The following is a 25,551-nucleotide window of genomic DNA, read 5'->3' as shown; positions in this document are numbered from 1 at the left end:
ACGGCATGGTTCAGTGGAGCTTCATGCGTGGTTTGAGGTAACGGTTGATGCCATCGACCACTACCATCATGCCGGTCTTGAAAGTACCGTGAATAGCACGCTGGTGCATGCGATACAGCGAGGCGTAGAAGAACCTTGCTAGGTTGCCTTCGATGAATAGACTGCGGGCTGATGCTGCACGCATCAGGCTGCCGACAGCATCGAAATGAGCCAGCGAAATCAGTGAGCCGCGATCACGGAACTTGAAGTTCTTGAGTGGCTTGTTGTCCATCATGGCCACAAGATTCTTGTAAAGCACCTCAGCTTGCTGGTGGGCCGCCTGGGCACGGGGTGGAACCACGGTGCCATCTTCCTGGGGACAACTGGCACAATCACCGAAAGCAAAGATATGTGAGTCATCCACGCTCTGCATGGTCGGCTGCACCTTGATACGGTTATTGCGCTCGACCGATAGCCCGAGCTCGGAAAGAAACCCAGGGGCCTTGATGCCTGCTGACCAGACACCGAGATCAATCTCGATGTTGCCTTCATCGGCTGTATGAATCGCTTCGGCATCGACCTTGGTCACTCGGGTGTTTACATGCACCTGGACACCGAGCTTTTCAAGCTCTCGATGCACTGCCTGGCTGATACGCTCAGGAAGGGCAGGAAGAATCTTGGGTGCAGCTTCGATCAAGTGCACCTTGAGATGTTCGCGACCCTTGGCAGAGAATCCATAACTCTTGAGCATGCGTGAGGCATCGTGGAGTTCGGCCGCCAATTCTACGCCAGTGGCACCAGCACCGATGATGCCAATAGAGATGAATGGATGATCTTCATTGCTGTCCTGGCTGCTGTAGCGCAGGAAGGTATTGAGCATGGCCTTGCGGAACTCTTCGGCCTGCGCAGTGCTATCGAGGAAGTGACAATGTTCACGGACGCCCTCGGTGCCGAAATCATTACTGACGCTGCCGATGGATAGCACCAGGTAATCGTAGTGCAGTTGGCGTGCCGGCAGCACTTCATTGCTGTCCTCATCGAGGATCGGAGCCAGCGTCAGTGTACGGGCCTCACGGTCCAGGCCGCACAGGGTGCCACGCTGGAAACGATAGCCGTTGGCAGCGGAATGGCCCTGGTAGGAAATGCTGTCGATGCTGGAGTCGATGACGCCAGTGGCAACTTCATGCAACAGCGGTTTCCAGATGTGCGTAGTATCACGGTCGACCAGAATGATGTCTGCCTTGTCCTTTTTGCCGAGCTTCCGTCCGAGCCGGGTGACGAGCTCCAGGCCGCCGGCGCCTCCGCCGACAACTACAATGGTGGGTTTGCTCATGTTGATGAGCTCCTGAAAATGAGTGGAGCCCTCATCATATGCGCAGGAAGGGAACCTTGCTATCTTTTGCACTGCACAATCCTTTGCATTGCATAATGCAGCGTATCGCATAGCCATGCTGTTCCCATTATGGTCTTGCCGGTAACATATGGCCTGCTTGATTTCTGGCACGAACAGGTAGCCATAGTACTGTTGCTGGCCGTGATCCTTGACGATAGAGAGACCCGTGAATGCACCCATTGCTGACCGATATTCGCCTGGTGGCTTTCGACCTTGATGGCACTCTGGTGGATTCTGTACCGGATATGGCCGCAGCAGTGGATGCGGCACTCATCGATGTGGAATTACCCTTGGCAGGCGAGGATAAGGTGCGTCATTGGGTAGGCAATGGTGCCAAGGTCTTGCTGGAACGTGCCCTCGAGGATGCACTTGGTGAAGCCCCTAGCCATGGCCTGACCGAGACGGCCCTTGAGCGTTTTATGGAGCATTATCACCATGCTCCTTGTGCTCGAACACGCCTTTATCGCGGTGTTCGTGAAGCCTTGGAAGGACTTCATGGCTCTGGCCGGACGCTATGTCTGGTAACCAACAAGCCTGAGGCGTTTATCGCTCCAATACTGAGTGCGCTGGATATAGAGACGTTTTTCTCGGCCTTTCTCGGAGGGGACTCGCTCCCCAGGCGCAAGCCGGACCCCATGCCACTCATGCACCTATGCCAGCGCTTTGATGTTTCACCGAGTGAATGCCTGATGGTGGGGGACTCTCGTCATGATGTCGCTGCGGGCAAGGCCGCTGGTTTTCGCACATTGGCGGTACCCTATGGATACAACCACGGCGAGCCGGTGGAACAGAGTGATCCCGATGCAGTGGTTGAATCGCTGGCCCAACTCCTTTAGGTTGATACCGAGTCGGCACCCTGTTTGCCGATGGTCATTGTTCTGGACTCGCTGCGATGGACAGCCCCATGCACAGCCCCTTCATGCGTACAGCGCTATTCCTTTCGCTTTCGGCCAGCATGCCGAAGGTCTGCCTGATTCCTGCACAAGCTCCCAGCCTCAACGGCTCTTGGCGATGGTGAAGCTTCGCCATTGAAGTGCCGTGCTGGCGCTTCGCCCTGCAACCATCATATTTCCAGCATTTTCTGCGTATCGCTTATTTTCTCGAGGATTCGGGCATGATGACCCCTGAGCGCTTCAACGACCTGGCCGCGGCTGGCTATAACCGTATTCCCGTCACCCGTGAGGTTTTGGCAGATCTGGACACCCCGTTGTCCACTTATCTGAAGCTGGCTGACGCCCCCTGGACTTTCTTGCTGGAATCGGTCACAGGAGGGGAGAAGTGGGGACGCTATTCCATCATCGGCCTGCCGTGCCGTGAACGTATCGAGGTACGTGGCCATACCGTGACTCACCTGGTCGATGGGGAGGCCCTGGGTGTTTCTGAGGTGGCAGATCCGCTGCAATGGATCGAGAACTTCCATGCTCGCTTCAAGGTGCCGCAACTGGACGATCAACCACGCTTTGATGGTGGCCTGGTGGGGTATTTCGGTTACGACACCATCCGTTATATTGAGCCGCGCCTGGCAGGTGTGGAAAAGCCGGATCCCATTGGCGTGCCGGATATTCTGTTGATGGTTTCCGATGAACTGGTGGTGTTCGATAACCTCTATGGCCGCCTGACATTATGGACTCACGCCGATCCAGCTGATACCGATGCGTTGCAGCGGGCTGAAGGACGCCTGGCAGAGTTGGAGGAGCGACTGCGCAACCCCTTGGCCATATCGCCGTCGCCGATTCGCACTGATCGTCCTCCGGTGGAAGAAGGCCACTTCACTTCCGGCTTCACCGAGGAGGGCTTCAAGGCGGCAGTGGAAAAGATCAAGGAATATGTGCTGGCGGGTGATGTCATGCAATGTGTGCCATCACAGCGCATGTCGATTCCTTTTACTGCAGCTCCGTTGGACCTGTACCGTGCCTTGCGTAGCCTCAATCCATCGCCCTACATGTTCTTCCTGCACCTGGAGGATCACCATGTCGTCGGTTCGTCCCCGGAAATTCTCACGCGCCTGGAAGATGGCATGGTCACCGTGCGCCCCATTGCAGGCACTCGTGTTCGCGGCAAGACAGAAGCCGAAGACAAGGCGCTGGAGGAAGACCTGCTCAGTGATCCGAAGGAAGTTGCCGAGCACCTGATGTTGATCGATCTGGGACGCAACGATGTGGGGCGTATCAGCGAGACGGGAAGCGTCGAAGTGACCGACCAGATGACTGTCGAACGTTATTCCCATGTCATGCATATCGTGTCCAATGTCACTGGCCGCTTGAAGCCAGGTTACAGCGCCATGGATGTGCTGCGTGCAACCTTCCCTGCCGGTACCCTGTCCGGGGCGCCGAAGGTCCGTGCGCTGGAGATTATCGATGAGCTGGAACCGGTCAAGCGTGGCGTCTATTCCGGGGCGGTGGGCTATCTGTCCTGGCACGGCAACATGGACACCGCAATTGCCATTCGTACTGCCGTGATCAAGGACGGTCAGCTGCATGTGCAATGCGGGGCTGGCATTGTCGCGGATTCAGTACCCGAGATGGAATGGCAGGAAACGTTGAACAAGGGACGGGCACTGTTCCGTGCTGTTGCGATGGCAGAGCGTGGCCTGGGTGCCTGAAAGCAGCCATTGTGGCCTGGTCGTAGCAATTGTGGATAGCGATGCCTTGACAGGCCCTGGGCCGAGACACACTATAGACGCCATGATGACTCAGACTGCTTTCTTCGCCATTTCTGCCCCTGCCCTGGTTGCTATCCAGTGGTGGCGTCCTTTCTTCTGAAGGGGCGGTAGGCTCGTGTGCGAGTCTGGTCTGGAAAATGCCGCCCACCGAGGCGGCATTTTTGTGTGTGTCATAGGCCAAGGTGCTGCACTTCGACGATGACAGTGTCGATGAATCGGTGGGTTACACTCATGACATCACCAAGGTGATGAAATAAGAAAATCAAGAGGTTATTTCAAGAATGATCTTGATGCTGGATAACTACGACAGCTTTACCTTCAACATCGTCCAGTACCTGGGCGAGCTGGGGGCCGACGTTGTCACCCATCGTAACGATGCTATCACCCTCGATGAAATCGAGGCGTTGTCGCCGACCCACCTCGTCATCTCCCCGGGACCCTGTACGCCCAATGAGGCTGGGATTTCCCTGGATGTGATCCGCCATTTTGCCGGCAAGCTGCCCATTCTCGGCGTATGCCTTGGACATCAGGCCATTGGCCAGGTATTCGGCGGCAAGGTCGTGCGTGCTCCACAGGTCATGCATGGCAAGACGTCGGACATCCGACACACTGGCCAGGGCGTATTCACCGGCCTGGATGATCCACTGCCCGTGACCCGTTACCATTCCCTGGTGGTGGAACGCGACAGCTTGCCGGAGTGCCTGGAGATCACGGCCTGGACAGACGATGATGATGTGACTCCGGGACTGATCATGGGGTTGCGCCATAAAGAACTGGATATTGAAGGAGTGCAGTTCCACCCTGAATCCATTCTTTCGCGCCAGGGCCACGAGATGCTGGCCAATTTCATCAAACGCCGCTGAAGGTCGGTGTTGACCCAGAATACAGGAGCCTAAGTATGCAGATGTCAGCAGCGATCAGTGCGGTGATGCGCCGGGAAGATCTGAGTTTCGAGCAGGCCTATAGCGTCATGCATACCATCATGACGGGCGAAGCCTCTGATGCCCAGATTGCCGCCTTCTTGATGGGGATGGCAATGAAGGGGGAAACGGCTCAGGAAATCAGCGGTTGCGCCAAGGTGATGCGTGACTTGATGAAGCCGGTAACGCTGCGCTCGGAAAATGTCGTGGACATCGTCGGCACGGGTGGCGATGGCGCCAACCTGTTCAATGTCTCCACGGCTTCCAGTTTTGTCGTGGCTGCTGCCGGAGCCCATGTGGCCAAGCATGGTAATCGCGGGGTGTCGTCCTCTTCCGGCAGTGCTGATCTGTTTCAGATTGCGGGCATCGAACTAAACCTCGATGCTGAACAGACTGCCCGATGCATTGATGAAGTCGGAGTCGGTTTCATGTTTGCCCCCAATCATCATCCTTCCATGCGGCATGCCATCGGCCCACGTCGTGAAATGGGAGTGCGTACGCTATTCAATATCCTGGGCCCGCTGACCAATCCAGCCGGTGCTGCCAATCAACTGCTGGGTGTCTATGCACCAGAGCTGCTTGTGCTGATGGCTGAGGTGTTGAAGCGTCTGGGAAGCCACCATGTACTGGTCGCCAATGCCGAAGACGGGCTCGATGAAATCTCTCTGGCGAGCCCGACACGCATTGCCGAACTCAAGGATGGTGAAATCACCACTTATACGATTACCCCCGAGGATCTAGGCATTGAGCGGCAGTCATTGGCGCCACTCAAGGTCAAGACCGCGGAAGAGAGCTTGCGTCTGGTGGAAAAGGCGCTGATTGGAGACGGGCCGGCAGCGGATATCGTATCGCTCAATGCCGGTGCCGCACTGTATGCTGCTGATGTGGCCGATAGTCTCAAGGAAGGCGTGATGATGGCCCAGGATGCCCAGTCGACCAAGATGGCTCTGGAAAAAATGAAAGAGTTGGCGAATTTTACTCGGGTATTCCAGCAGTAAATTCACTTGCCACATCAGATCACCAAGTAGTACCAAACGAACAGCCTGCCAAATAAAGCTGCCATATAAAAGAAAGGGACGTAAGCATCATGGCCACTGATACCCCCACCATCCTGACTCAGATTCTTGAGCGCAAGGACGAAGAAGTTGCTGCACGGAGTGCTCTGGTATCGGAGCAGGAGCTGCTCTCACGCGCCGCGCAACAGGATGCGCCACGTGGCTTTGTGGCGGCCCTGGAAAGCCGCATTGCTGATAGCGACCCCGCCGTGATCGCCGAGATCAAGAAGGCATCTCCATCCAAAGGGCTCATTCGTGAGGACTTTCGTCCTGGTGAGATTGCAGCTCAGTACCAGGAGGGGGGAGCCACATGCCTTTCCGTTCTGACCGATGCCGACTTCTTCCAGGGGCATGAGGACTACCTGATCGAAGCCCGTGGTGCCTGCGAATTGCCAGTGATTCGAAAGGATTTCATCGTTCATGGTTATCAGGTCAGTGAAGCCAGGGCCATTGGTGCCGATTGTATCCTGCTGATTGCCGCTGCTCTGGACGATACTCGCATGAAGGACTTGTACCAGCAGGGCTGTGGTCTTGGCCTGGATGTGCTGGTCGAGGTTCACGACCTCCATGAGCTGGAACGTGCCATGGCATTGGACCTGAATCTGGTGGGTATCAACAATCGTGACCTGCATACCTTCAATACGCGCCTTGAAACGACGCTTGAGTTGCTGCCGAGGATTCCGGCCGGTGTTACTGTCGTGACCGAATCAGGTATTCACACTCAGGAAGATGTCTTGCGCATGCGTGAGAATGGTGTCGATGCTTTCCTCGTTGGTGAGGCTTTCATGCGTGAGGACGATCCGGGCGAAGGTCTGCGTAGGTTGTTCTTCTGAATACACGGCAAGCTGCTCCGGAATGGCAGGCAGCATTTGCAGGCAACATGAACAAGCCGGTCACAATAGTGACCGGCTTGTTTGTTCATTCACGACGCGCAATCACTGGCTTTGGTCAGCTCGCTCGGCGAATGGCGCCAAGCAGCGCCTGCAACGGGTGAGGCAATCGGGTATCAGAGAGTCGCTTGGCCTGGCTGCGGCAGGAATAACCCGTGGCCAGTAGTCTCCCCTTGGCACCATGGGCTTCGACCATCGGCTGCCACGACTGAGCATAAATCGTCTTGGATGTCTCCAGGTTTCGCGCCTCATGACCGTAGGTACCGGACATGCCGCAGCAGCCACTGGCGAGGGTGTCGAGGGTCAGGCCAAATTGCTCGAACAGCTGCTGCCAGGCTCTGGGGCTGCCGGGGCTCTGGGTCTTTTCAGTACAGTGGCTCAGCAGGGAGAAGGGCGCTTCGCCGCTCAGGTCGAGAGTCGATGGCATCAGGCGCGGGCCCAGGGAAAGCAGCCATTCCTGCAACATCAATACCTGAGGCACGGCATCGCTGCCCAGGGCCTTCACGTACTCCTGGCGATAGATCAGGGTCATGGCTGGGTCGATACCGACCAAGGGGACACCGCTCTCGGCAAGCGCCTTGAGCTGTCTGGCCTGGCGCTTGGCGGTGCGCTCGAAGGCACCAAGGAAGCCTTGTACGTGCAGAGGCTTGCCATTGGGGCGGAATGGTGTGACGAACACGCGAATGTCGAGGCGTGACAGCAGTTCCACCACATCCGCTACCAGTTGTGCCTCGAAGTGACTGGTAAAGGCATCCTGCACCAGGATCACGCTGGCGGCTTTCTGACGCTCGGTAAGCCGACCAAGGGTGACGGGGGTGGCTTCGGCCACGCCCCAGGCGTTGAGCAGTGTCTTGAGCCGCGAGCGAGAAAGCCGGGGACTGTCGACCATGCCCAGGCCCTTGTCCATCAGGCGATCCACCAGACGATTGCCCAGGGCAGCGTTATACAGCGGCGCCACGGGGGCCAGGTAGGGCAGCATGAATTCCAGCCCCCCGATCAGATAGTCGCGCAACGGGCGCAGATAACGTCCGTGGTAGATTTCGAGGAACTGGGAACGGAAGGTCGGCACATTGACCTTTACCGGGCACTGGCCGGCACAGGACTTGCAGGCCAGGCAGCCGGCCATGGCGTCATAGACCTGGTGAGAGAAGTCATCCTTGTGGCGTACGCTGTTCCGTGTTCTGGCGGGCAGGTGGCGCAGGAAGCCGAGGACACCTTCCTGCTTCTTCTTGCGTGATTCTTCGATCACATCGATACCGGCCTGGCCCTGCAGGCGCAGCCATTCGCGCATCAGGCTGGCACGCCCCTTGGGAGAATGAATGCGGTCTCGGGTGGCTTTCCACGACGGGCACATGGCGTCGTTGGGGTCATAGTTGTAGCAGGCTCCATTGCCATTGCAGTACACCGCATCGGCATGAGCCTGCCATACGCGCTCGTCGATCTGCCGATCAAAGTCACCGCGCATGGGCACGCCATCGATGGCCAGCAGCCCCGGGTCGACGCTCATCACCGCAGAGGTGTTGCTGTCGGTGGCAATATTCTGGGGGGCAACGCTACCCGCGGCATTGGGTGGGGAAAGCGAAATACCCGCGGCATCGGGCGGGGTCACAAGCGGTGTGGCGATCTTGCCGGGATTGAGCTGATTGTGGGGGTCAAAGGCTCCCTTGAGTCGACGCAAGCTGGGATACAGCTCGCCAAAGAACTTGGGCGCATATTCGGAGCGTACCCCCTTGCCGTGCTCTCCCCACAGCAGGCCGTGATACTTGTGGGTAAGCTCTGCCACGGCATCGGATATTTCACGAATCATGGCCTGTTGTGCGGGATCCTTCATATCCAGGGCCGGACGCACGTGGAGGACACCGGCATCCACGTGGCCGAACATGCCGTAATACAGGCCACGGTCATCGAGCAGAGCACGAAACTCTGCGATGTAATCGGCCAGGTGTTCTGGGGGAACGGCAGTATCTTCGACAAAGGGGAGTGGCCGTTTCTCCCCCTGGATATTGCCCAGCAGGCCGACAGAGCGCTTGCGCATGGCATACACACGGCCGATAGCGGCCCGCCCCTCGGCCAGGGTGAAACCGAGGCGATCGACGCTGGTGTCCTGCTCCAGGTGGGCGCAGAAATGCTCGACACGCTCCTTCAGGCGCTGAGGGTCGTCGTCATTGAACTCGATCAGGTTGATACCGCCGATGGCGGGGCTGTCGGCCGCACCTGCGGGGAAGAATTCCGCGACGCTATCCCAGACAAAATCTTCCATGGCGAGGTTGAGCACCATGTCATCCACCGTTTCGATGGATGTCGGCTGCGTCTCGCCGGTCATGAGTGCCTTGGCGTCACGCAAGGCGTCCATGAAGCCGGCATAGCGGACATTGACCAGGGTCGAGTGCTTGGGAATCGGCAGCACATTGAGCACGGCCTCATTGGTCAGGGCCAGGGAACCTTCGGCGCCACACAGCACGCTGTTGAGGTTGAAGCGGCCATCTTCATCACGTAGGTGCGCCAGGTCGTAACCGGTCAGGCAGCGGTTCAAGGGCGGGAAGGTGGCGGCAATGGCGTCGCGCTGAGTATCAATGATCTCGCGTGCGACTCGGTAGGCGCGTCCGGCGGTGCTGTCTTCGTTGCAGCATTGGCTCAGTTCGTCCTCGTCCAGCGCCTGGGTGATGAGGCGCTCTCCACCGATCAGTACACTGTCCAGTTCCAGGACATGATCGCGCGTCTTGCCGTATTCACAGCTGCCTTGGCCACTGGCATCGGTCGCGATCATGCCACCAATGGTGGCACGATTGGAGGTGGACAGCTCCGGAGCGAAAAACAAGCCATGAGGCTTGAGGGCAGCGTTGAGCTGATCCTTGACGACTCCGGCCTGGACGCGGACCCGACGTTTCTCGACATCGATGTCGAGAATCTGGTTCATATGGCGGGACACATCGACCACGATGCCATCGGTGAGCGACTGACCATTGGTGCCCGTGCCACCACCGCGAGGCGCAAGGATGACCTGGCGAAATTCCTCGCGACCTGCGAGGGTTGCCAGGCAGACCAGGTCCTCGGCATGGCGCGGGAAGACCGCGGCCTGGGGCAGGCGTTGGTAAAGCGAATTGTCAGTGGCCAGTACTGTGCGGCTGGCATAGTCCGGGGCAATGTCTCCTTTGAACCCAGCCTTGTTCAAGGCCTCAAGAAAACGCAGATAGATAGGGTTCTGTACAGTCACAGCATCGTCAGCGGGCAGTCGTGCGATCATGGTCTCGGTCGATAGTCGCCTACGCTTGGTCATGTGCAGGCATTGTCATGGGCAGGAGCTACCACTTTAACGCGTCAGAGGGCTCTGGTGCATCCCATCAGGCGACAAGGATTTATACCGATGACGTTGGCTGATGGCTGTAGCGCATAGCATGGTGGAAAGCTTTTGCCTACAATGAGCGTCTTTTATTGGACCTCAGACTCGACGGACCCCGATCCCATGCTCGACCCAAAACTGCTGCGCAGCGACCTTGAAGCCGTCGCTCAACGACTGGCCACCCGTGGTTACACGCTGGATATCGAGCGGCTTTCCTCATTGGAATCCCGCCGTCGCGAGCTGCAGGCTGACACCGAGCGCCTGCAAAATGAGCGTAATACCCGTTCCAAGTCCATTGGTCAGGCCAAGGCCAAAGGAGAAGACATCCAGCCGCTGCTTGATGAAGTCAGCGATCTGGGGGATCGCCTGGGAGCGGCCAAGGCGGCACTAGACGAAGTTCAGTCTGAGTGGGACGACATCGTGGCCGGCATTCCTAATCTGCCTCATCACAGTGTTCCTCCGGGCAAGGATGAGGAGGATAACGTCGAAGTAGCACGTTGGGGTGAGCCGAATCAGTTCGACTTCGAGGTCAAGGACCACGTTGACCTGGGCGCCAAGAATGGCGATCTGGATTTCGAGCTGGCTGCCAAGCTTACTGGTGCTCGCTTCGCGGTAATGCGTGGACCAGTGGCTCGCCTGCATCGAGCCTTGACGCAGTTCATGCTCGACAAGCAGACCCTGGAGCATGGGTATGAAGAATGCTATGTACCCTATATGGTCAATCGTGACTCCTTGTTCGGCACCGGGCAGTTGCCCAAGTTTGGCGAGGATCTGTTCCAGCTCGATGACGAGCGTGGCTTCCACCTGATTCCTACTGCCGAAGTACCGCTGACCAATTTAATGCGTGGTGACATTGTCGAGGCCAAGCAACTGCCACTCAAGCTCACTGCTCATACACCATGCTTCCGTAGCGAGGCAGGATCCCATGGCCGGGATACGCGCGGCATGATTCGTCAGCACCAGTTCGACAAGGTTGAAATGGTGCAACTGGTCGATCCGACTGTCAGCTATGAAGCCCTCGAAGAAATGCGTGGCCATGCCGAGGCTATCCTGCAGGCCCTTGAACTGCCTTATCGTGTGGTGACGCTGTGCACTGGCGACATGGGCTTCTCTGCAGCCAAGACCTATGATCTGGAAGTATGGCTGCCAAGCCAGAACACTTATCGCGAGATATCTTCCGTTTCCAACTGCGAAGACTTTCAGGCCCGCCGCATGCAGACGCGTTTCCGAGCAGCAGGCGAGAAGAAGCCTCAACTGCTGCATACCTTGAATGGTTCGGGACTGGCAGTGGGCCGTTGCCTGATCGCCGTGATGGAAAATCACCAAAACGAGGATGGTTCGATCAACGTGCCGACAGTGCTACGCCCCTATATGGGCGGTGTTGATAGGATCAACTGATCCGCCGTCTGGCATGTCTGAACTTAAAACCCCCGGGTGGCGACACCTCGGGGGTTTTGTTTGCATGAGACTTGGTCAGGGTGTCATTTCTGTTCGATTTCCCAGCGCACATTGACCCCGGCATCGATCGTGATGGTACCTGGGCGATACTCAGCAGGTGAACGTGCTCCTCCTGCTTCGGCACGCATGGCCATCATTTTCGGCTGGAAACCAGGTGTTGCCGTTTCGCTGATGCTGATCACATCACCTAGCTCGACATTCAGGCTTTGGGCCATCAACTCAGCCTTCTGTCGTGCTCGTGAGAGCGCCTTGCCTAACGCTTCATCCTCGGCCGCATTGCTATCGGCCAGGCTATAGCTGACACCATCCAAGGCATTGACGCCTGCCTCGGTGAGTGCATCGAGAATAACCGGCAGACTGGATAGATCACTGATGGATAACGTGATGGGGCGCTCCAGGCGCGTGCGCACCATGGGTTCTGCCGGAGAGTCATCTCCCCGCTGGGGGCGCTGAATGAATTCTTGATTCACCTGCAGGGAGCCAGCTCGGATGGCGTCACGCTTCAAGCCTGCCTTTTCCAGCGTAGTGACAAGCGTCGCGGCACGTTTTTCAAGGCGCTGACGGGCATCTGACAAGGCTTGACCTGAATCGCCGCTATCGTCTTCTTGTGCGATGGCGGGAGTCAGTTCCCACAGGCGGGCATTCAGTGTGGCTTCATCGGGTGCGACTTCCAGTTGAGCTTGTGCCTGGACGTCCAGATAGCGAGAGGTATCCTGATTGTTGGCCAGTACTGGCGTACTGAACAGAATGGGGCTCAGCGCGGTGGCCAGGGCTACAGGCACAAGTGAGCGCCGAGAGGGGAGCCAGCGTGAATGGAACAGTGGCATGAGGCAAGAACCTCCATGTCTAGAATGCGTTGGATGAGAAGAAGGCCGCGCATGGCAGCGCTCCAACTCATTGAGATATCTCTTGTTCCCGGAAGGTTCCCAAAAAAAGCCCGCACCGGAAAGTTGGTGCGGGCTTGTTCATCTCAACTGAGCATCGACCCAAGAGGTACGTTGGCCTCAGGAATTCTGGTCAATGAACTGGTTCAACTGAGATTTGGACTGGGCACCGACCAGGGATGCTACCTTGGTGCCAGACTTGAACAGCATGACGGTGGGGACGCCACGTACGCCTTGCTCGGCGGCAATCTCAGGAGCATCGTCAACATTGATGCTGACAACCTTCAGAGAGCCATCGCGCTCCTCGGCGACTTCGTCGACCACCGGAGCCATCACCTTGCAAGGGCCGCACCAAGGGGCCCAGAACTTCAGCAGAACTGGAGAATCCGATTCCAGTACTTCCTGCTTGAAGTTGGCAGTGGTGACATCGACGTTGTTGGCCATGTGAATCTCCGTTTACGTTACGCTTCTATCGAGCGGAATGGGGGACACGTGAGCCATGTCCGGTGGGACGATGTTATCTGGCGTCCTGGTAGCTGGCAAATATTGGGTCGATAGTTTTTTGCCAAATTTCACGCTCGTCTCGGGTTAGTCTTATATGCTATAAGGTAATCACTGCAAAAGTTTTTATTGCGAACTGGCATTGCGTCGCGCTGGCAGGCTACCTCTGACAATGCGACATGGGTATCACTCTTGGTATGCGAGTAGGTCATGAAATTACAGCAGCTGCGCTATATCTGGGAAGTCTCGCGTCACAATCTCAATGTGTCAGCCACTGCTCAGAGCCTGTTCACTTCTCAGCCTGGTATTTCCAAACAGATCCGGCTGCTGGAGGATGAGCTGGGCGTCGAGATCTTTGCGCGCAGTGGTAAACACCTGACCCGTGTGACACCCGCAGGAGAGGCTATCATTGAACTGGCTGGTCAGATTCTGCGCTTGACCTCCAACATCAAGGATGTCGCCCAGGAACACAGCGATGAACGCCGTGGCAGCCTTTCCATTGCGACGACGCATACCCAGGCGCGCTATTGCCTACCACAGGTGATTCATACCTTTACTCAGCGTTATCCAGATGTAGCGCTGCACATGCAGCAGGGCACACCCAAGCAGATCGCCCAGATGGTCAGTGATGGTCAAGCGGATTTCGCCATTGCCACGGAATCCTTGGAACTGTTCAACGATCTGGTTCTGTTGCCTTGCTATCGCTGGAACCGTTGTGTACTGGTGCCACGAGATCATCCCTTGGCGCAGTCTTCACGATTGACGCTGGAAGAGTTGGCCAAATATCCCATTGTCACTTATGTATTCGGCTTCACCGGCCGTTCTCAATTGGATGATGCCTTCCGCGCGCAGGCATTGACCCCGAATGTTGTGCTGACAGCGGCTGATGCGGATGTCATCAAGACGTATGTACGTCTTGGCATGGGGGTGGGGATCGTTGCCCATATGGCCGTGGATGAAAACGTGGACACGGATCTGGTTGCCCTGGATGCCAGTCACCTATTCGAGAGTTCCACGACCAAAATCGGTATTCGTCGTGGAACCTTCATGCGTGGCTACATGTATGATTTCCTGGAAGGCTTCGCCAGCCACCTGGATCGCGACGTCGTGGATGCGGCGTTAGCCGCAGGCCCGCGCCATGAGCATACGCTGTTTGATGGTGTGGAGTTGCCCATACGCTGATGGCTTTTTGTTCGCTGAAGGCCCTTGCCACAACGACACAGCCCGTCCAGATGGACGGGCTGTGTCGTTTGCGGCTTTGACTACTGGTTCGTGATCTTTGCCAGTCGTCTCATTTCTGCTTCTGCGGTACTCAATGCTGCAGATGGAGTCCGCACTCGCGCTTGGCCTCGACTTTGGTAGGGTCGAAGTAGTCGAACTCATTGGGCAGATCATGGGTCTGCAGGTACTGGTAAAGGTCACGGGCTGTCCAGTGGAGCAATGGAGCAACCTTGAGCAAACCGTCGCCATTGCGCGAGACAGGCTGCATGCGAGAGCGTTCCGGAGTGTCTTCGGCACGAAGTGCAGTGAACCAGACATCCGGGGCCAACTCACGTAGTGCCCGGTTGAAGGGCTCCAGCTTGACCTCTTCGGTGAAGGCTACGTGACGTGGATCATCAATACCCGGAGTTGGTCCCTCGACAGCTTCGCGGTGAGCTCGGGTACGCAGCGGCAGGTAGCTGATCAGGTTCAGGTTGAGACGTTTGACCAGAGCATCTGCAAAGCGATAGGTCGCCTCTGTGTTGTAGCCATGATCCATCCATACCACAGGGATATCCGGCCGCTGCGATGCCACCATATGCAGGATGACCGCTTCGAACGGACGGAAGTTGGTGGTGACAATGGGGCGGCTGCCCTGTTCGAGCGACCAGCGAATCAGGGCGGCGGGATCTTGGCCCAGGTCCCGATTGATAATGTCGAGTTGCTGTTCCATTTGGAAACTCCGGAATGATGCCATTCGATATGCCGCTACCCTACCAGAGCCATGACAGGCTTCCCCAATATCGATTTATGGGTTGGTTATTCCTGCTGGTTTTAATAGCCGCCTTTCTTATTGCTTGCAATGCTGCCCAGGCCCACTGATCAAGGCATCCATCAGATGGCGAATCTTGGTCAGAGTCTCGGCATATTCTTCGTTGGCATCGGAGTCGGCCACGAGGCCTCCGCCTCCCCATACGTGCAGTTGGCCAGCATCGGCCACCAGTGTGCGAATAGCGATGGAGGTATCCATATGGCCACGTACATCGATATAGCCGAGACTGCCGCAATAGGCACTGCGTTGGTCAGGCTCCAGTTCGTCGATGATCTGCATGGCGCGGACCTTGGGAGCTCCAGTGATGGAGCCTCCTGGGAAGGCGGCTTCCAGAAGCTGAAGCGGAGAGAGCCCCGTCATGAGTTGGCCGCGAATCACGCTCACCAGATGGTGCACATTGGCATAACTTTCGAGCCCGCATAGCTGGGGTACCGAGACGCTACCTGGGCGACAGACTCGGCCCAGATCATTGCGCAGCAAGTCCACAATCATCACGTTCTCGGCACGGTCCTTGATGCTTGTGCTGAGTGTTTCTGCCATGGCACGGTCTTCATCAGGAGTGTTGCCACGAGGGCGCGTGCCTTTTATGGGGCGTGCTTCCACCTGCCCGTCACAGGCCTCGATGAAGCGCTCGGGAGACAGTGAGAGAATGGCTTGCTGGCATCTATCTGACTGTCTTTCCCAGGCCATGAAGCCTGCAAAAGGCGTTGGCGTGGCTCGACGAAGATATTGATAGGCCTGCCAGAGATCTCCTTCGTAACGGGCGCTGAAGCGTTGGGCAAGGTTGATCTGGTAACAGTCGCCGGCGTGGATATAACGTTTCACGGCTTCAAAGCGCTGCTGGTATTCCGCTTGTGTCAGATTGGCATTGAACTCGGAAGTCAACGCAAACTCGCCTGTTGGACGTTTCGTGCCCAGCCACTGTTCTACCTGACGGCGTCTCTCTGCGCTTGCGACCAGCCAGCTTTGGCACTGATCGTGGTCCTGTATCAGCGCCCAGTCATAAAGGCCGAGCCGAACCAGTGGCAAGGAGGTAACCACTTTGGCCCTGTTGCCCACTGGTTCCAGATGGCGTCCCAGTTCGTATCCCCAGTAACCGATCAAGCCTCCAACAAAGGGAAGCTCGCAGTCGCGGCACGGACTGTCGGCGGAGAGCGCAGGAAGTTGCTCCAATAGCTGCTGTTGAGCCTCGAAAGGATGTTGGCTGGTCACTTGTCCATTACGTGTCGTTGCAACCCCATCGGCCGCCACCTCAAGGATATCGAGGGGGTCGCTGGACATGATGTCAAAGCGCCCGCCGGGCGCCTCGGGACGACCGCTATCCAGCAGTACGGCATCCGGACGCTGAAGTAACGCCTGGAAATACTCGAGGGGATTGTCGTGATAGGTGACGGGATAGATATCTAACACTGGAGTCATGCCGGGCCTTGGGTGAAACAACACGCCATTCTACGAACCTTGCAGCGCTTTGTCGCTGAAATACCGTCAACGCAGGAGAGGCCTCGAGAAAACCCTGTTGCCACATTGTCTACAACAAAAGGTGTATGCGTGATACTTTCCCCATCATTGACCTAGATAAATGACTGCTTTACATTTCCTTCAAGCCTATATTGTCGACAATCAATCATGACCTTCTATGACTCCGACACATCCGTGATACCCGAAGTCCGCACTCTGGCTGAGCGGGTCTTTCATCAGTTGCAGGATGCCATCGTGCGTGGGGAGCTGCCTCCGGGTAGCAAGATCACTGAACCGGGTCTGTCCAAGACCTACGGCATTTCCCGCGGCCCTCTGCGTGAGGCAATGCGTCGGTTGGAGGCGCATCGCTTGATCGAAAGAGTTCCCCATGTAGGGGCGAGAGTGGTCAAGCTGTCGATGAAGGAACTGATGGAGTTGTTCGATGTGCGTGAAGCACTGGAGAGCATGGCGGCGCGTATTGCGGCAGAAAACATGACGGCTGCTGAAATTGCAGGCTTGCGTGAAGTGCTGGCAGTGCATGAACAGCAGGCGGACCTGGCTCGCGGCGAAGCCTACTATCAGCGCGAAGGTGATCTCGATTTCCACTACCGCATTGTTCAGGGAAGCCACAATCGCATGCTGATGGCGTTGCTGTGCGATGACCTCTATTACCTGGTGCGCATGTACCGGACCCAGTTCAGTGCCAGTGGTAGCCGCCCTCAAAGGGCCTTTGTCGAGCACCATCGTATCGTCGATGCCATAGAAGCGGGCGACGCGGAGTTGGCAGAGCTGCTGATGCGACGTCACGTCAGTGCCTCAAGGGAAAACGTGATGGCGCGTTATGCCGCTTCTCTGGAAGGTCGCGATGAACCTAGCGTTGTTACACGTAGCGTTCCAGAGCTGAGTGGCGCTGAACAGGGCAGGCCCGAGTAATTGAACGAGGGCCAGTTGAATGAAGATCCGTTGAACGAGAATGCATCGAACTGAGTAGTGGGGGCCCGCGGGACCCATCACTCAGTCCGAAATCAACCCAACCCCATTTCCTCTGCGGAGAGACAAGATGACAATCGCTACCCCCGGCGCCCGTTTCCGCGCTGCATTGGATGCCAATCGACCACTGCCCATCGTTGGCACCATCAATGCCTACACCGCCATGCTTGCTGAGCGTGCGGGCCATCAGGCGATCTATCTCTCCGGCGGTGGCGTGGCCAATGCTTCCTTTGGCTTGCCGGACCTGGGCATGACGACCATGAATGATGTGGTCGAGGACGCTCATCGTATCTGTGGTGCCAGTGACCTGCCGTTGCTGGTGGATATCGATACTGGCTGGGGCGGTGCTTTCAATATCGCGCGTACCGTGAAGGAGATGCAGCGGGCAGGCGTGGCAGCGGTTCACCTGGAGGATCAGGTGGCCCAGAAGCGCTGCGGCCATCGTCCGAACAAGGCCATCGTATCCCAGCAGGAGATGGTGGACCGGGTAAAAGCGGCTGCGGATGCGCGCATCGATCCCGATTTCTATCTGATTGCACGCACGGATGCTTTCCAGAAGGAAGGCCTGAATGCAGCCATTGAACGTGCCAATGCCTGTATTGAAGCTGGCGCCGATGCCATCTTCGCAGAGGCAGTACACTCGCTGGATGACTACAAAGCCTTCTGTAATCAGACCAATGCCCCGATTCTGGCCAACATCACAGAGTTCGGTGCCACTCCGCTGTTCTCTCAGCAGGAATTGGCCGAGGTAGGGTGCCGCATGGTGCTTTATCCATTGTCGGCTTTCCGTGCGATGAGTGCCGCAGCTCTCAAGGTCTATCAAAGCATCCAGCAAAACGGGCATCAGCGCGATGTGGTCGAGTCGATGCAGACTCGGGAAGAGCTATACGACGTACTCGGCTATCACGCATTTGAGCAAAAGCTCGATGCATTGTTTGCCGAGAACAGCGGTCAGCAAGACTGAGCTACGAGCTACGAGCTACGAGCTACGAGCTGGAGAGAGCTTGTAGTTGAAGTTAACCACAATAAGTACAGGAGTTACGCCATGGTTGATAAACCCCTGGGAGGTGCAGGTCTACGTGGTCAGAGTGCCGGATCCACAGCCTTGTGTACGGTAGGCAAGACGGGCTCCGGATTAACCTACCGAGGCTATGATATCGCCGAGCTGGCCGAGAAAGCGCATTTCGAAGAAGTCGCTTATCTGCTGCTCAAGGGTAAATTGCCGAACCAGGCCGAGCTGGATGCCTATATCACCAAACTCAAGGGATTGCGTGGCTTGCCTGTGGCATTGAAGACGGTGCTTGAGCAGATTCCAGCCGATGCTCATCCCATGGATGTCATGCGCACGGGCGCTTCCATGCTCGGCAACCTGGAAACCGAGCACAGCTTCGACCAGCAGTCGGATGTCGCTGACCGCTTGCTGGCAGTACTGCCGTCGATCATCTGTTACTGGTACCGCTTCAGCCATGATGGCGTGCGCATCGATACCGAGACGGATGATGAGTCCATCGGTGGCCACTTCCTGCATATGCTGCGCGATGAACCTGCATCAGAGCTGCATGCACGGGTGATGAATGTCTCGTTGATCCTGTATGCCGAGCACGAGTTCAATGCCTCGACCTTTACGGCTCGTGTCTGTGCTTCGACGCTGTCTGATATGCACTCTTGCGTCACTGGGGCCATCGGCTCCTTGCGTGGCCCATTGCATGGTGGCGCCAACGAAGCCGCCATGGACATGATTCAGGACTGGAAGTCGCCGGAAGAAGCGGAGCGTGAAATTCTCGGCATGCTCGAGCGCAAGGAAAAGATCATGGGCTTTGGTCATGCCATCTACCGTGAATCTGATCCACGTAATGCCATCATCAAGCAATGGTCGAAGAAGCTGGCCGAAGATGTGGGCGACAACACGCTCTACCCGGTTTCTGAGCGTGTCGAGGCCGTGATGTGGCGCGAGAAGAAGCTATTCTGCAATGCTGATTTCTTCCATGCCAGTGCTTACCACTTCATGGATATTCCGACCAAGCTGTTTACCCCTATCTTTGTCTGCTCTCGGGTGACAGGCTGGTGTGCTCACGTGTTCGAACAGCGCGAGAATAATCGCATCATTCGTCCCAGTGCCGACTACACAGGCCCCGAGCACAGCGAGTGGGTGCCAATCGAGCAACGCCGCTAGGCTGCTCCGCAGCACCCGCCGACTGGCGCTGGCATGAGTGCCGGCGTCAGTCGCGAGGTGCGAATACCAGGACATTTCCTGTCCGATCATAATGCCAATGCCGCAGCCTCCCTAGGCTTGCAGCACCTGACTCCGTGACACGCCGACATGAATACTGACTATCGCAAACCCCTGCCTGGCACAGAACTCGACTATTTCGATACCCGAGAGGCGGTGGAGGCTGTTTCTCCTGGCGCCTACGAGCGTCTGCCCTATGTCTCGCGTGTATTGGGCGAACAGCTGGTACGCCGTTGTGCTCCAGAGCTGCTGGTTGATGCACTCAAGCAATTGATCGAACGTAAACGGGACCTGGATTTTCCCTGGTATCCGGCCCGCGTCGTATGCCATGACATTCTTGGCCAGACGGCTCTGGTCGACCTGGCTGGTCTGCGTGATGCCATTGCCGAGAAGGGGGGAGATCCGGCCAAGGTCAATCCGGTGGTGCCAACGCAATTGATCGTCGATCATTCCCTGGCGGTGGAACATGCAGGCTCTGATCCAGAGGCTTTCGACAAGAATCGTGCCATCGAGGATCGGCGCAACGAAGATCGCTTCCACTTCATCGACTGGACCCGTACGGCGTTCAAGAATGTCGATGTGATTCCGGCTGGTAATGGGATCATGCATCAGATCAACCTGGAGAAGATGTCGCCGGTGATTCAGTCTCGGGATGGTGTGGCCTTTCCGGATACCTGTGTCGGTACCGATAGCCATACGCCGCATATCGATGCACTGGGGGTGATAGCCGTGGGTGTCGGGGGGCTGGAAGCCGAAAGTGTCATGCTGGGACGGGCATCGATGATGCGCCTGCCCGACATTGTCGGTGTCGAGTTGACCGGCAAGCGTCAGCCGGGTATTACCGCCACTGACATTGTACTGGCACTGACCGAGTTCCTGCGTCAGCAGCGAGTGGTGGGAGCCTGGCTGGAGTTCTTTGGTGAAGGCGCGTCCAGTCTGACCATCGGCGATCGTGCCACCATCTCCAACATGACTCCGGAATACGGTGCCACGGCAGCGATGTTCTATATCGATGATCAGACCATCGATTATCTCAAGCTGACCGGACGTGAACCCGAGCAGGTCGCACTGGTCGAGAACTACGCAAGGCGCTCGGGGCTGTGGGCCGATAGTCTGGAACAGGCCGAGTACGAAAGGGTGCTGACCTTCGACCTGTCCTCGGTCGAACGCAACCTGGCGGGTCCTTCCAACCCGCATCGCCGCTTGCCGACGGCAGCGCTTGGCGAACGCGGCATTGCGGTCGATCTGGACAAGGCGCTGGCAGAAGAGGATGCGGGCAAGATGCCTGATGGTGCCGTGATCATTGCGGCTATCACCAGCTGTACCAATACATCCAACCCTCGCAATGTGGTGGCAGCCGGTTTGTTGGCGAAGAAGGCGAATGCGTTGGGCCTGGTCCGCAAGCCTTGGGTCAAGTCGTCTTTTGCCCCGGGCTCCAAGGTCGCACGTCTATACCTGGAAGAGGCAGGGTTGTTGCCGGAACTGGAGAAACTCGGCTTTGGCATCGTTGCCTATGCCTGTACGACATGCAATGGCATGTCCGGTGCTCTGGACCCGACGATTCAGCAGGAGATCATCGAACGAGACCTCTATACCACGGCGGTATTGTCCGGTAATCGCAACTTTGATGGCCGTATCCACCCATACGCCAAGCAGGCTTTCCTGGCTTCGCCTCCGCTGGTGGTGGCTTATGCCATTGCCGGTACGGTGCGCTTCGATATCGAGAAGGACACACTAGGTCATGATGCCGAGGGCAACGCCATCACGCTCAAGGATCTGTGGCCATCGGATGAAGAGATTGACGCCATCGTTGGCCAATACGTCAAGCCGGAGCAGTTCAAGCAGGTCTATATCCCGATGTTCGACCTGGACGCCGTGGAAGAGGCCAAGAGTCCTCTCTATGAATGGCGTCCAATGAGTACCTATATCCGCCGTCCTCCATACTGGGAAGGCAACATGGCCAAGGAACGTGCACTCAAGGGGATGCGTCCACTGGCTATCCTGCCTGACAACATCACCACGGACCACCTGTCGCCATCCAATGCAATTCTGGCGTCAAGTGCGGCAGGTGAATACCTGTCCAGGATGGGAGTGCCGGAAGAAGACTTCAATTCCTACGCCACACACCGAGGGGATCATCTCACCGCGCAGCGTGCGACCCTGGCCAATCCCAAGCTGTTCAATGAAATGGTGCGGGACGAGCAAGGCAATGTGAGACAGGGGTCTCTGGCGCGTATTGAGCCGGAGGGCAAGGTCACGCGCATGTGGGAAGCCATTGAAACCTATATGGAGCGCGGCCAGCCACTCATCATCATTGCCGGAGCCGATTATGGCCAGGGTTCGTCACGTGATTGGGCGGCCAAGGGCGTTGCCCTGGCAGGTGTCGAGGCGATCGTTGCCGAAGGTTTCGAGCGCATTCACCGTACCAACCTGATTGGCATGGGAGTGGTGCCGCTGCAGTTTGAAGAGGGAACAACGCGTATCTCTCTTGATCTGAAGGGCACGGAAACGTATGACGTCGAGGGCAAACCAGCGCCTGGAGCAAGGCTTACCCTGGTGATTCATCGAGCAGATGGGAGCTCCGAAAGAGTGCCTGTGATCTGTCGACTAGACACCTTCGAGGAGGTTTCCATCTATTCGGCAGGCGGTGTGCTGCAGCGTTTTGCTCAGGATTTCCTTGAATCGGAGGTGGCTTGAGATGAGAGCGCCTTCCGCCCCACAGTTGCGTATCCCTGCTATCTACATGCGAGGTGGGACCAGTAAAGGGGTGTTCTTCCGTCTCGAAGATCTTCCTGAAGCGGCCCAGGTCCCAGGGCCGGTGAGAGATGCCTTGCTGATGCGGATAGTGGGCAGTCCCGATCCGTATGCTAAGCATACCGATGGCATGGGAGGCGCGACTTCCAGTACCAGCAAGGTGGTCATTCTCAGTAAAAGCGTGTCGCCGGATCATGATGTGGATTACCTGTTCGGGCAGGTGGCCATCGACAAGCCCTTCATCGACTGGAGTGGTAACTGCGGCAATCTGTCAGCAGCAGTGGGTCCTTGCGCACTTGAGCTGGGGCTGATTGATCCTGAGCGTATTCCACAGAATGGGGAAGTCGAAGTACGCATTTGGCAGGCTAATATTGCCAAGACCATCATTGGGCGCGTACCGATCACGAACGGCCAGATTCAGGAAACAGGTGACTTCGAGCTGGATGGGGTCGCGTTCCCTGCTGCGGAGGTCGCTCTGGCTTTCCGGGACCCTGCCGATGGTGAAGGAACCATGTTCCCCACGGGGGCGGTGGTCGATGAACTGGACGTGCCTGAAGAGATAGTGGCGGGCGGTCGGATCTGTGCCACTTTGATCAATGCCGGTATTCCAACGATCTTCGTCAATGCGCAAGACCTAGGATATAGCGGAACTGAGTTGCAGGAAGATATCAATTCGGACCCTCGCGCTCTGGCACGTTTTGAAGCTCTGCGTGCTCATGGGGCACTGCGTATGGGGCTGATTTCACGGTTGGATGAAGCAGCCTCCCGTCAGCACACGCCCAAGGTTGCCTTCGTGGCGCCCCCAAAGTCCTATACTGCTTCAAGTGGCAAGGAAATTGATGCGACCAGCATTGATCTGGTGGTGCGTGCGCTTTCCATGGGCAAGCTGCATCACGCCATGATGGGGACGGCTGCGGTGGCCATTGGTGTCGCGGCGGCAGTGCCGGGCACGTTGGTCAACCTTGCAGCAGGAGGAGGGGAGACACGGACCTCTGTGGTCTTCGGACATCCTTCTGGGACATTACGTGTCGGTGCTCGAGTTGAGCAGGCTGACGAGCGCTGGGTCGCGACCGAGGCCACCATGAGCCGAAGTGCCAGGATATTGATGGAGGGAAAGGTCAGAGTTCCTGCCGAAGTCCTTGCATGATGACTGCGACGCCACCCTCCGGGGTGGCGTTTTTCGTTCCGATGGAGGCCAGCATGAGCAACGTCGAGAGCAATATCCGTCCTGATTATGATCAGGAGCTCCAGCGTATTGCAGACTACATTCTGGAGTTCGAGATAGAGAGTGATGAAGCCTTCGATACAGCGCGCCATTGCTTGATGGATAGCCTTGGCTGTGGGCTGCTGGCGCTGCGTTTTCCTGAGTGCCTGAAGCATCTGGGGCCGTTGGTCGAGGGGACATGGGTACCGCATGGTGCACGAGTACCGGGCACTGCCTTTCGGCTGGACCCGGTCAAGGCGGCCTGGGACATCGGGGCCTGTATCCGTTGGCTGGACTATAACGATACCTGGCTGGCTGCCGAGTGGGGCCATCCATCGGACAACCTTGGCGCTATCCTCGCTGTTGCGGATCATCTTTCGCAGCAGAGAGTGGCGCGAGGGGAGACTGCGCTGACCATACGCGATGTGCTTGATGCGATGATTCGGGCGCATGAGGTCCAGGGGGTGCTGGCGCTGGACAACTCCTTCAACCGTGTGGGACTGGACCACGTTCTACTGGTCAAGGTGGCATCCACTGCCGCCATTGCCCGACTGATGGGGACGAGTCGGGAGCAACTGCTGTCGGCGTTGTCGCATGCCTGGGTCGATGGGCAGAGCCTGCGAACCTATCGCCATGCTCCCAATGCCGGCTCGCGCAAGAGCTGGGCGGCGGGAGATGCCTCCTCGCGCGCTGTGAGGCTGGTCGATATCGCCATGCGTGGAGAAATGGGGATTCCCGGAGTACTCAGTGCGCCTCAATGGGGGTTCTATGATGTCAGTTTTAGCCACTTCAACAGCAACTTGTCACTCAAGCCTGAGGCCCTGCGCCGACTGAGTTTCCAGCGTGACTTTGGCAGTTATGTCATGGAAAACGTACTGTTCAAGCTAGCGTTTCCTGCCGAGTTCCATGCCCAAACGGCCTGTGAAGCGGCGGTCACATTGCACCCAGAGGTCAAAGATCGGCTGGGTGAGATAGAGCGTATCGAGCTGACGACCCATGAGTCGGCAATACGTATCATCTCCAAGCAGGGGGATCTGGCCAACCCGGCCGATCGTGATCACTGCCTGCAGTACATGACGGCAGTCCCGCTGGCTTTTGGCGAGTTGCAGGCCGAGCACTATGAAGATGGTTTTCATCGTGACCATCCGGTCATCGACCAACTGCGTGACAGGATGGTGGTACAGGAGGACCCGGCATACAGCCGCGATTATCTGGACCCGAGCAAACGTTCCATCGCCAACGCGATACAGGTCTTCTTTACCGATGGCAGCGCCACCGACAAGGTGGTGGTGGAGTACCCCATCGGTCACCGCCGTCGTCGGAATGAAGGTATGCCGGTGCTGATCGACAAATTTGCCCGCCATCTGGCGACGCGGTTTCCCACTCAGCGCTGCGAGGAGATCATGACCCTGTGTCGCGATCGGCAACGACTCGAAGCCTGTGCTGTAGATCGTTTCATGGAACTGTGGACGATTTGAGTACGAGCTGACGTCTGACACTGCTCGGAGCTCGCGACTCGAAGCTTCGGAAATTTTTTACAGAAAGTCCTTGCAGGGCTCCGGTGAAATCCGTAAAGTACGCATCCGCTGCCGGGGACGAGACAACGTCACCAGCGGTAAGAGGTGGTAAAAGCAATTGATTTGAAAAGACTTTTTAAGTGCTCGGTAAAATCTTTCGCTTGACGGACAGGCTGGAATCAGTAGAATGTCCGCCACTTCGAAACGAGTCGCTGATGAGGTGCTCGTTCAGACTTTCGCTCTGACTGTTTCATCGAAACAGCGCCTTGAAAAATAGGCACTTG

At 57.1% G+C, this 25,551-nt stretch carries 19 protein-coding genes; 13 read left to right on the top strand and 6 right to left on the bottom strand.

Going from position 1 to position 25,551, the window contains the following annotated elements:
* Positions 1-10: 10 nt before the first annotated feature.
* A complete protein-coding gene (locus Q1K07_RS16750; protein WP_300313530.1) occupies positions 11-1,312 on the bottom strand; it encodes an NAD(P)/FAD-dependent oxidoreductase in 1,302 nt (433 codons plus the stop codon).
* 230 nt (positions 1,313-1,542) lie between these two features.
* On the opposite strand from Q1K07_RS16750, the gene Q1K07_RS16745 reads away from it, so the two are divergent.
* From Q1K07_RS16745 to trpC, 5 genes are all read left to right on the top strand, one after another.
* On the top strand, positions 1,543-2,208 hold the full coding sequence (locus Q1K07_RS16745) for a phosphoglycolate phosphatase (RefSeq protein WP_300313527.1): 666 nt from the start codon (positions 1,543-1,545) through the stop codon (positions 2,206-2,208).
* A gap of 281 nt (positions 2,209-2,489) precedes the next feature.
* On the top strand, positions 2,490-3,974 hold the full coding sequence (gene trpE / locus Q1K07_RS16740; RefSeq protein WP_300313705.1) for an anthranilate synthase component I: 1,485 nt from the start codon (positions 2,490-2,492) through the stop codon (positions 3,972-3,974).
* A 341-nt stretch (positions 3,975-4,315) separates the two neighbouring features.
* Positions 4,316-4,897 carry an aminodeoxychorismate/anthranilate synthase component II gene (locus Q1K07_RS16735; RefSeq protein WP_300313524.1) on the top strand — a complete coding sequence of 194 codons (582 nt, stop codon included), beginning with the start codon at positions 4,316-4,318 and terminating at the stop codon, positions 4,895-4,897.
* Between the two features lie 35 nt (positions 4,898-4,932).
* On the top strand, positions 4,933-5,952 hold the full coding sequence (trpD, locus tag Q1K07_RS16730; protein WP_300313522.1) for an anthranilate phosphoribosyltransferase: 1,020 nt from the start codon (positions 4,933-4,935) through the stop codon (positions 5,950-5,952).
* A gap of 89 nt (positions 5,953-6,041) precedes the next feature.
* Positions 6,042-6,842, top strand: a complete 801-nt coding sequence (trpC, locus tag Q1K07_RS16725; RefSeq protein WP_300313519.1) for an indole-3-glycerol phosphate synthase TrpC — start codon at positions 6,042-6,044, stop codon at positions 6,840-6,842.
* A gap of 115 nt (positions 6,843-6,957) precedes the next feature.
* On the opposite strand, the gene Q1K07_RS16720 is transcribed toward trpC, so the two are convergent.
* A complete protein-coding gene (locus tag Q1K07_RS16720) occupies positions 6,958-10,143 on the bottom strand; it encodes an FAD-binding and (Fe-S)-binding domain-containing protein (RefSeq protein ID WP_300313702.1) in 3,186 nt (1,061 codons plus the stop codon).
* Between the two features lie 219 nt (positions 10,144-10,362).
* Here Q1K07_RS16720 and serS point away from each other — a divergent pair, with 219 nt between their 5' ends.
* A complete protein-coding gene (serS, locus tag Q1K07_RS16715) occupies positions 10,363-11,637 on the top strand; it encodes a serine--tRNA ligase (RefSeq protein WP_300313516.1) in 1,275 nt (424 codons plus the stop codon).
* Positions 11,638-11,720: 83 nt separating this feature from the next.
* Here the strand turns inward: serS and Q1K07_RS16710 are convergent, their stop codons facing one another.
* Positions 11,721-12,524, bottom strand: coding sequence for an SIMPL domain-containing protein (locus tag Q1K07_RS16710; RefSeq protein ID WP_300313410.1), 804 nt, complete (start codon positions 12,522-12,524; stop codon positions 11,721-11,723).
* 177 nt (positions 12,525-12,701) lie between these two features.
* Positions 12,702-13,025, bottom strand: a complete 324-nt coding sequence (gene trxA, locus Q1K07_RS16705; RefSeq protein ID WP_149284054.1) for a thioredoxin — start codon at positions 13,023-13,025, stop codon at positions 12,702-12,704.
* Between the two features lie 267 nt (positions 13,026-13,292).
* Between trxA and cysB the strand changes: the two genes are divergently transcribed.
* The gene (gene cysB / locus Q1K07_RS16700; protein ID WP_300313405.1) at positions 13,293-14,264 is read left to right on the top strand and encodes an HTH-type transcriptional regulator CysB; all 972 of its coding nucleotides are present in this window, start codon (positions 13,293-13,295) and stop codon (positions 14,262-14,264) included.
* Positions 14,265-14,394: 130 nt separating this feature from the next.
* On the opposite strand, the gene Q1K07_RS16695 is transcribed toward cysB, so the two are convergent.
* Both Q1K07_RS16695 and pabB read right to left on the bottom strand, forming a co-directional pair.
* Positions 14,395-15,015: a phosphoadenosine phosphosulfate reductase family protein gene (locus Q1K07_RS16695; RefSeq protein WP_300313402.1), complete on the bottom strand. Its 621-nt coding sequence runs from the start codon at positions 15,013-15,015 to the stop codon at positions 14,395-14,397.
* Between the two features lie 117 nt (positions 15,016-15,132).
* Positions 15,133-16,533: an aminodeoxychorismate synthase component I gene (gene pabB, locus Q1K07_RS16690; protein ID WP_300313399.1), complete on the bottom strand. Its 1,401-nt coding sequence runs from the start codon at positions 16,531-16,533 to the stop codon at positions 15,133-15,135.
* 207 nt (positions 16,534-16,740) lie between these two features.
* On the opposite strand from pabB, the gene Q1K07_RS16685 reads away from it, so the two are divergent.
* The 6 genes from Q1K07_RS16685 (at position 16,741) to Q1K07_RS16660 (ending at position 25,228) form a co-directional block, all read left to right on the top strand.
* The gene (locus Q1K07_RS16685; protein ID WP_300313396.1) at positions 16,741-17,505 is read left to right on the top strand and encodes a GntR family transcriptional regulator; all 765 of its coding nucleotides are present in this window, start codon (positions 16,741-16,743) and stop codon (positions 17,503-17,505) included.
* A 127-nt stretch (positions 17,506-17,632) separates the two neighbouring features.
* Positions 17,633-18,526 carry a methylisocitrate lyase gene (gene prpB / locus Q1K07_RS16680; protein ID WP_300313393.1) on the top strand — a complete coding sequence of 298 codons (894 nt, stop codon included), beginning with the start codon at positions 17,633-17,635 and terminating at the stop codon, positions 18,524-18,526.
* An 81-nt stretch (positions 18,527-18,607) separates the two neighbouring features.
* Positions 18,608-19,735, top strand: a complete 1,128-nt coding sequence (prpC, locus tag Q1K07_RS16675) for a 2-methylcitrate synthase (RefSeq protein WP_300313389.1) — start codon at positions 18,608-18,610, stop codon at positions 19,733-19,735.
* A 147-nt stretch (positions 19,736-19,882) separates the two neighbouring features.
* Positions 19,883-22,489 carry a Fe/S-dependent 2-methylisocitrate dehydratase AcnD gene (gene acnD, locus Q1K07_RS16670; RefSeq protein ID WP_300313387.1) on the top strand — a complete coding sequence of 869 codons (2,607 nt, stop codon included), beginning with the start codon at positions 19,883-19,885 and terminating at the stop codon, positions 22,487-22,489.
* Position 22,490: 1 nt separating this feature from the next.
* On the top strand, positions 22,491-23,693 hold the full coding sequence (prpF, locus tag Q1K07_RS16665) for a 2-methylaconitate cis-trans isomerase PrpF (protein WP_300313384.1): 1,203 nt from the start codon (positions 22,491-22,493) through the stop codon (positions 23,691-23,693).
* A gap of 53 nt (positions 23,694-23,746) precedes the next feature.
* Complete coding sequence (locus tag Q1K07_RS16660; RefSeq protein WP_300313381.1) at positions 23,747-25,228, top strand: bifunctional 2-methylcitrate dehydratase/aconitate hydratase; 1,482 nt, start codon at positions 23,747-23,749, stop codon at positions 25,226-25,228.
* Positions 25,229-25,551: the final 323 nt, after the last annotated feature.

Source organism: Halomonas sp., from assembly GCF_029263665.1.
Classification (GTDB): Bacteria; Pseudomonadota; Gammaproteobacteria; order Pseudomonadales; family Halomonadaceae; genus Halomonas.
This window is presented reverse-complemented; position numbering and strand designations above follow the sequence as displayed.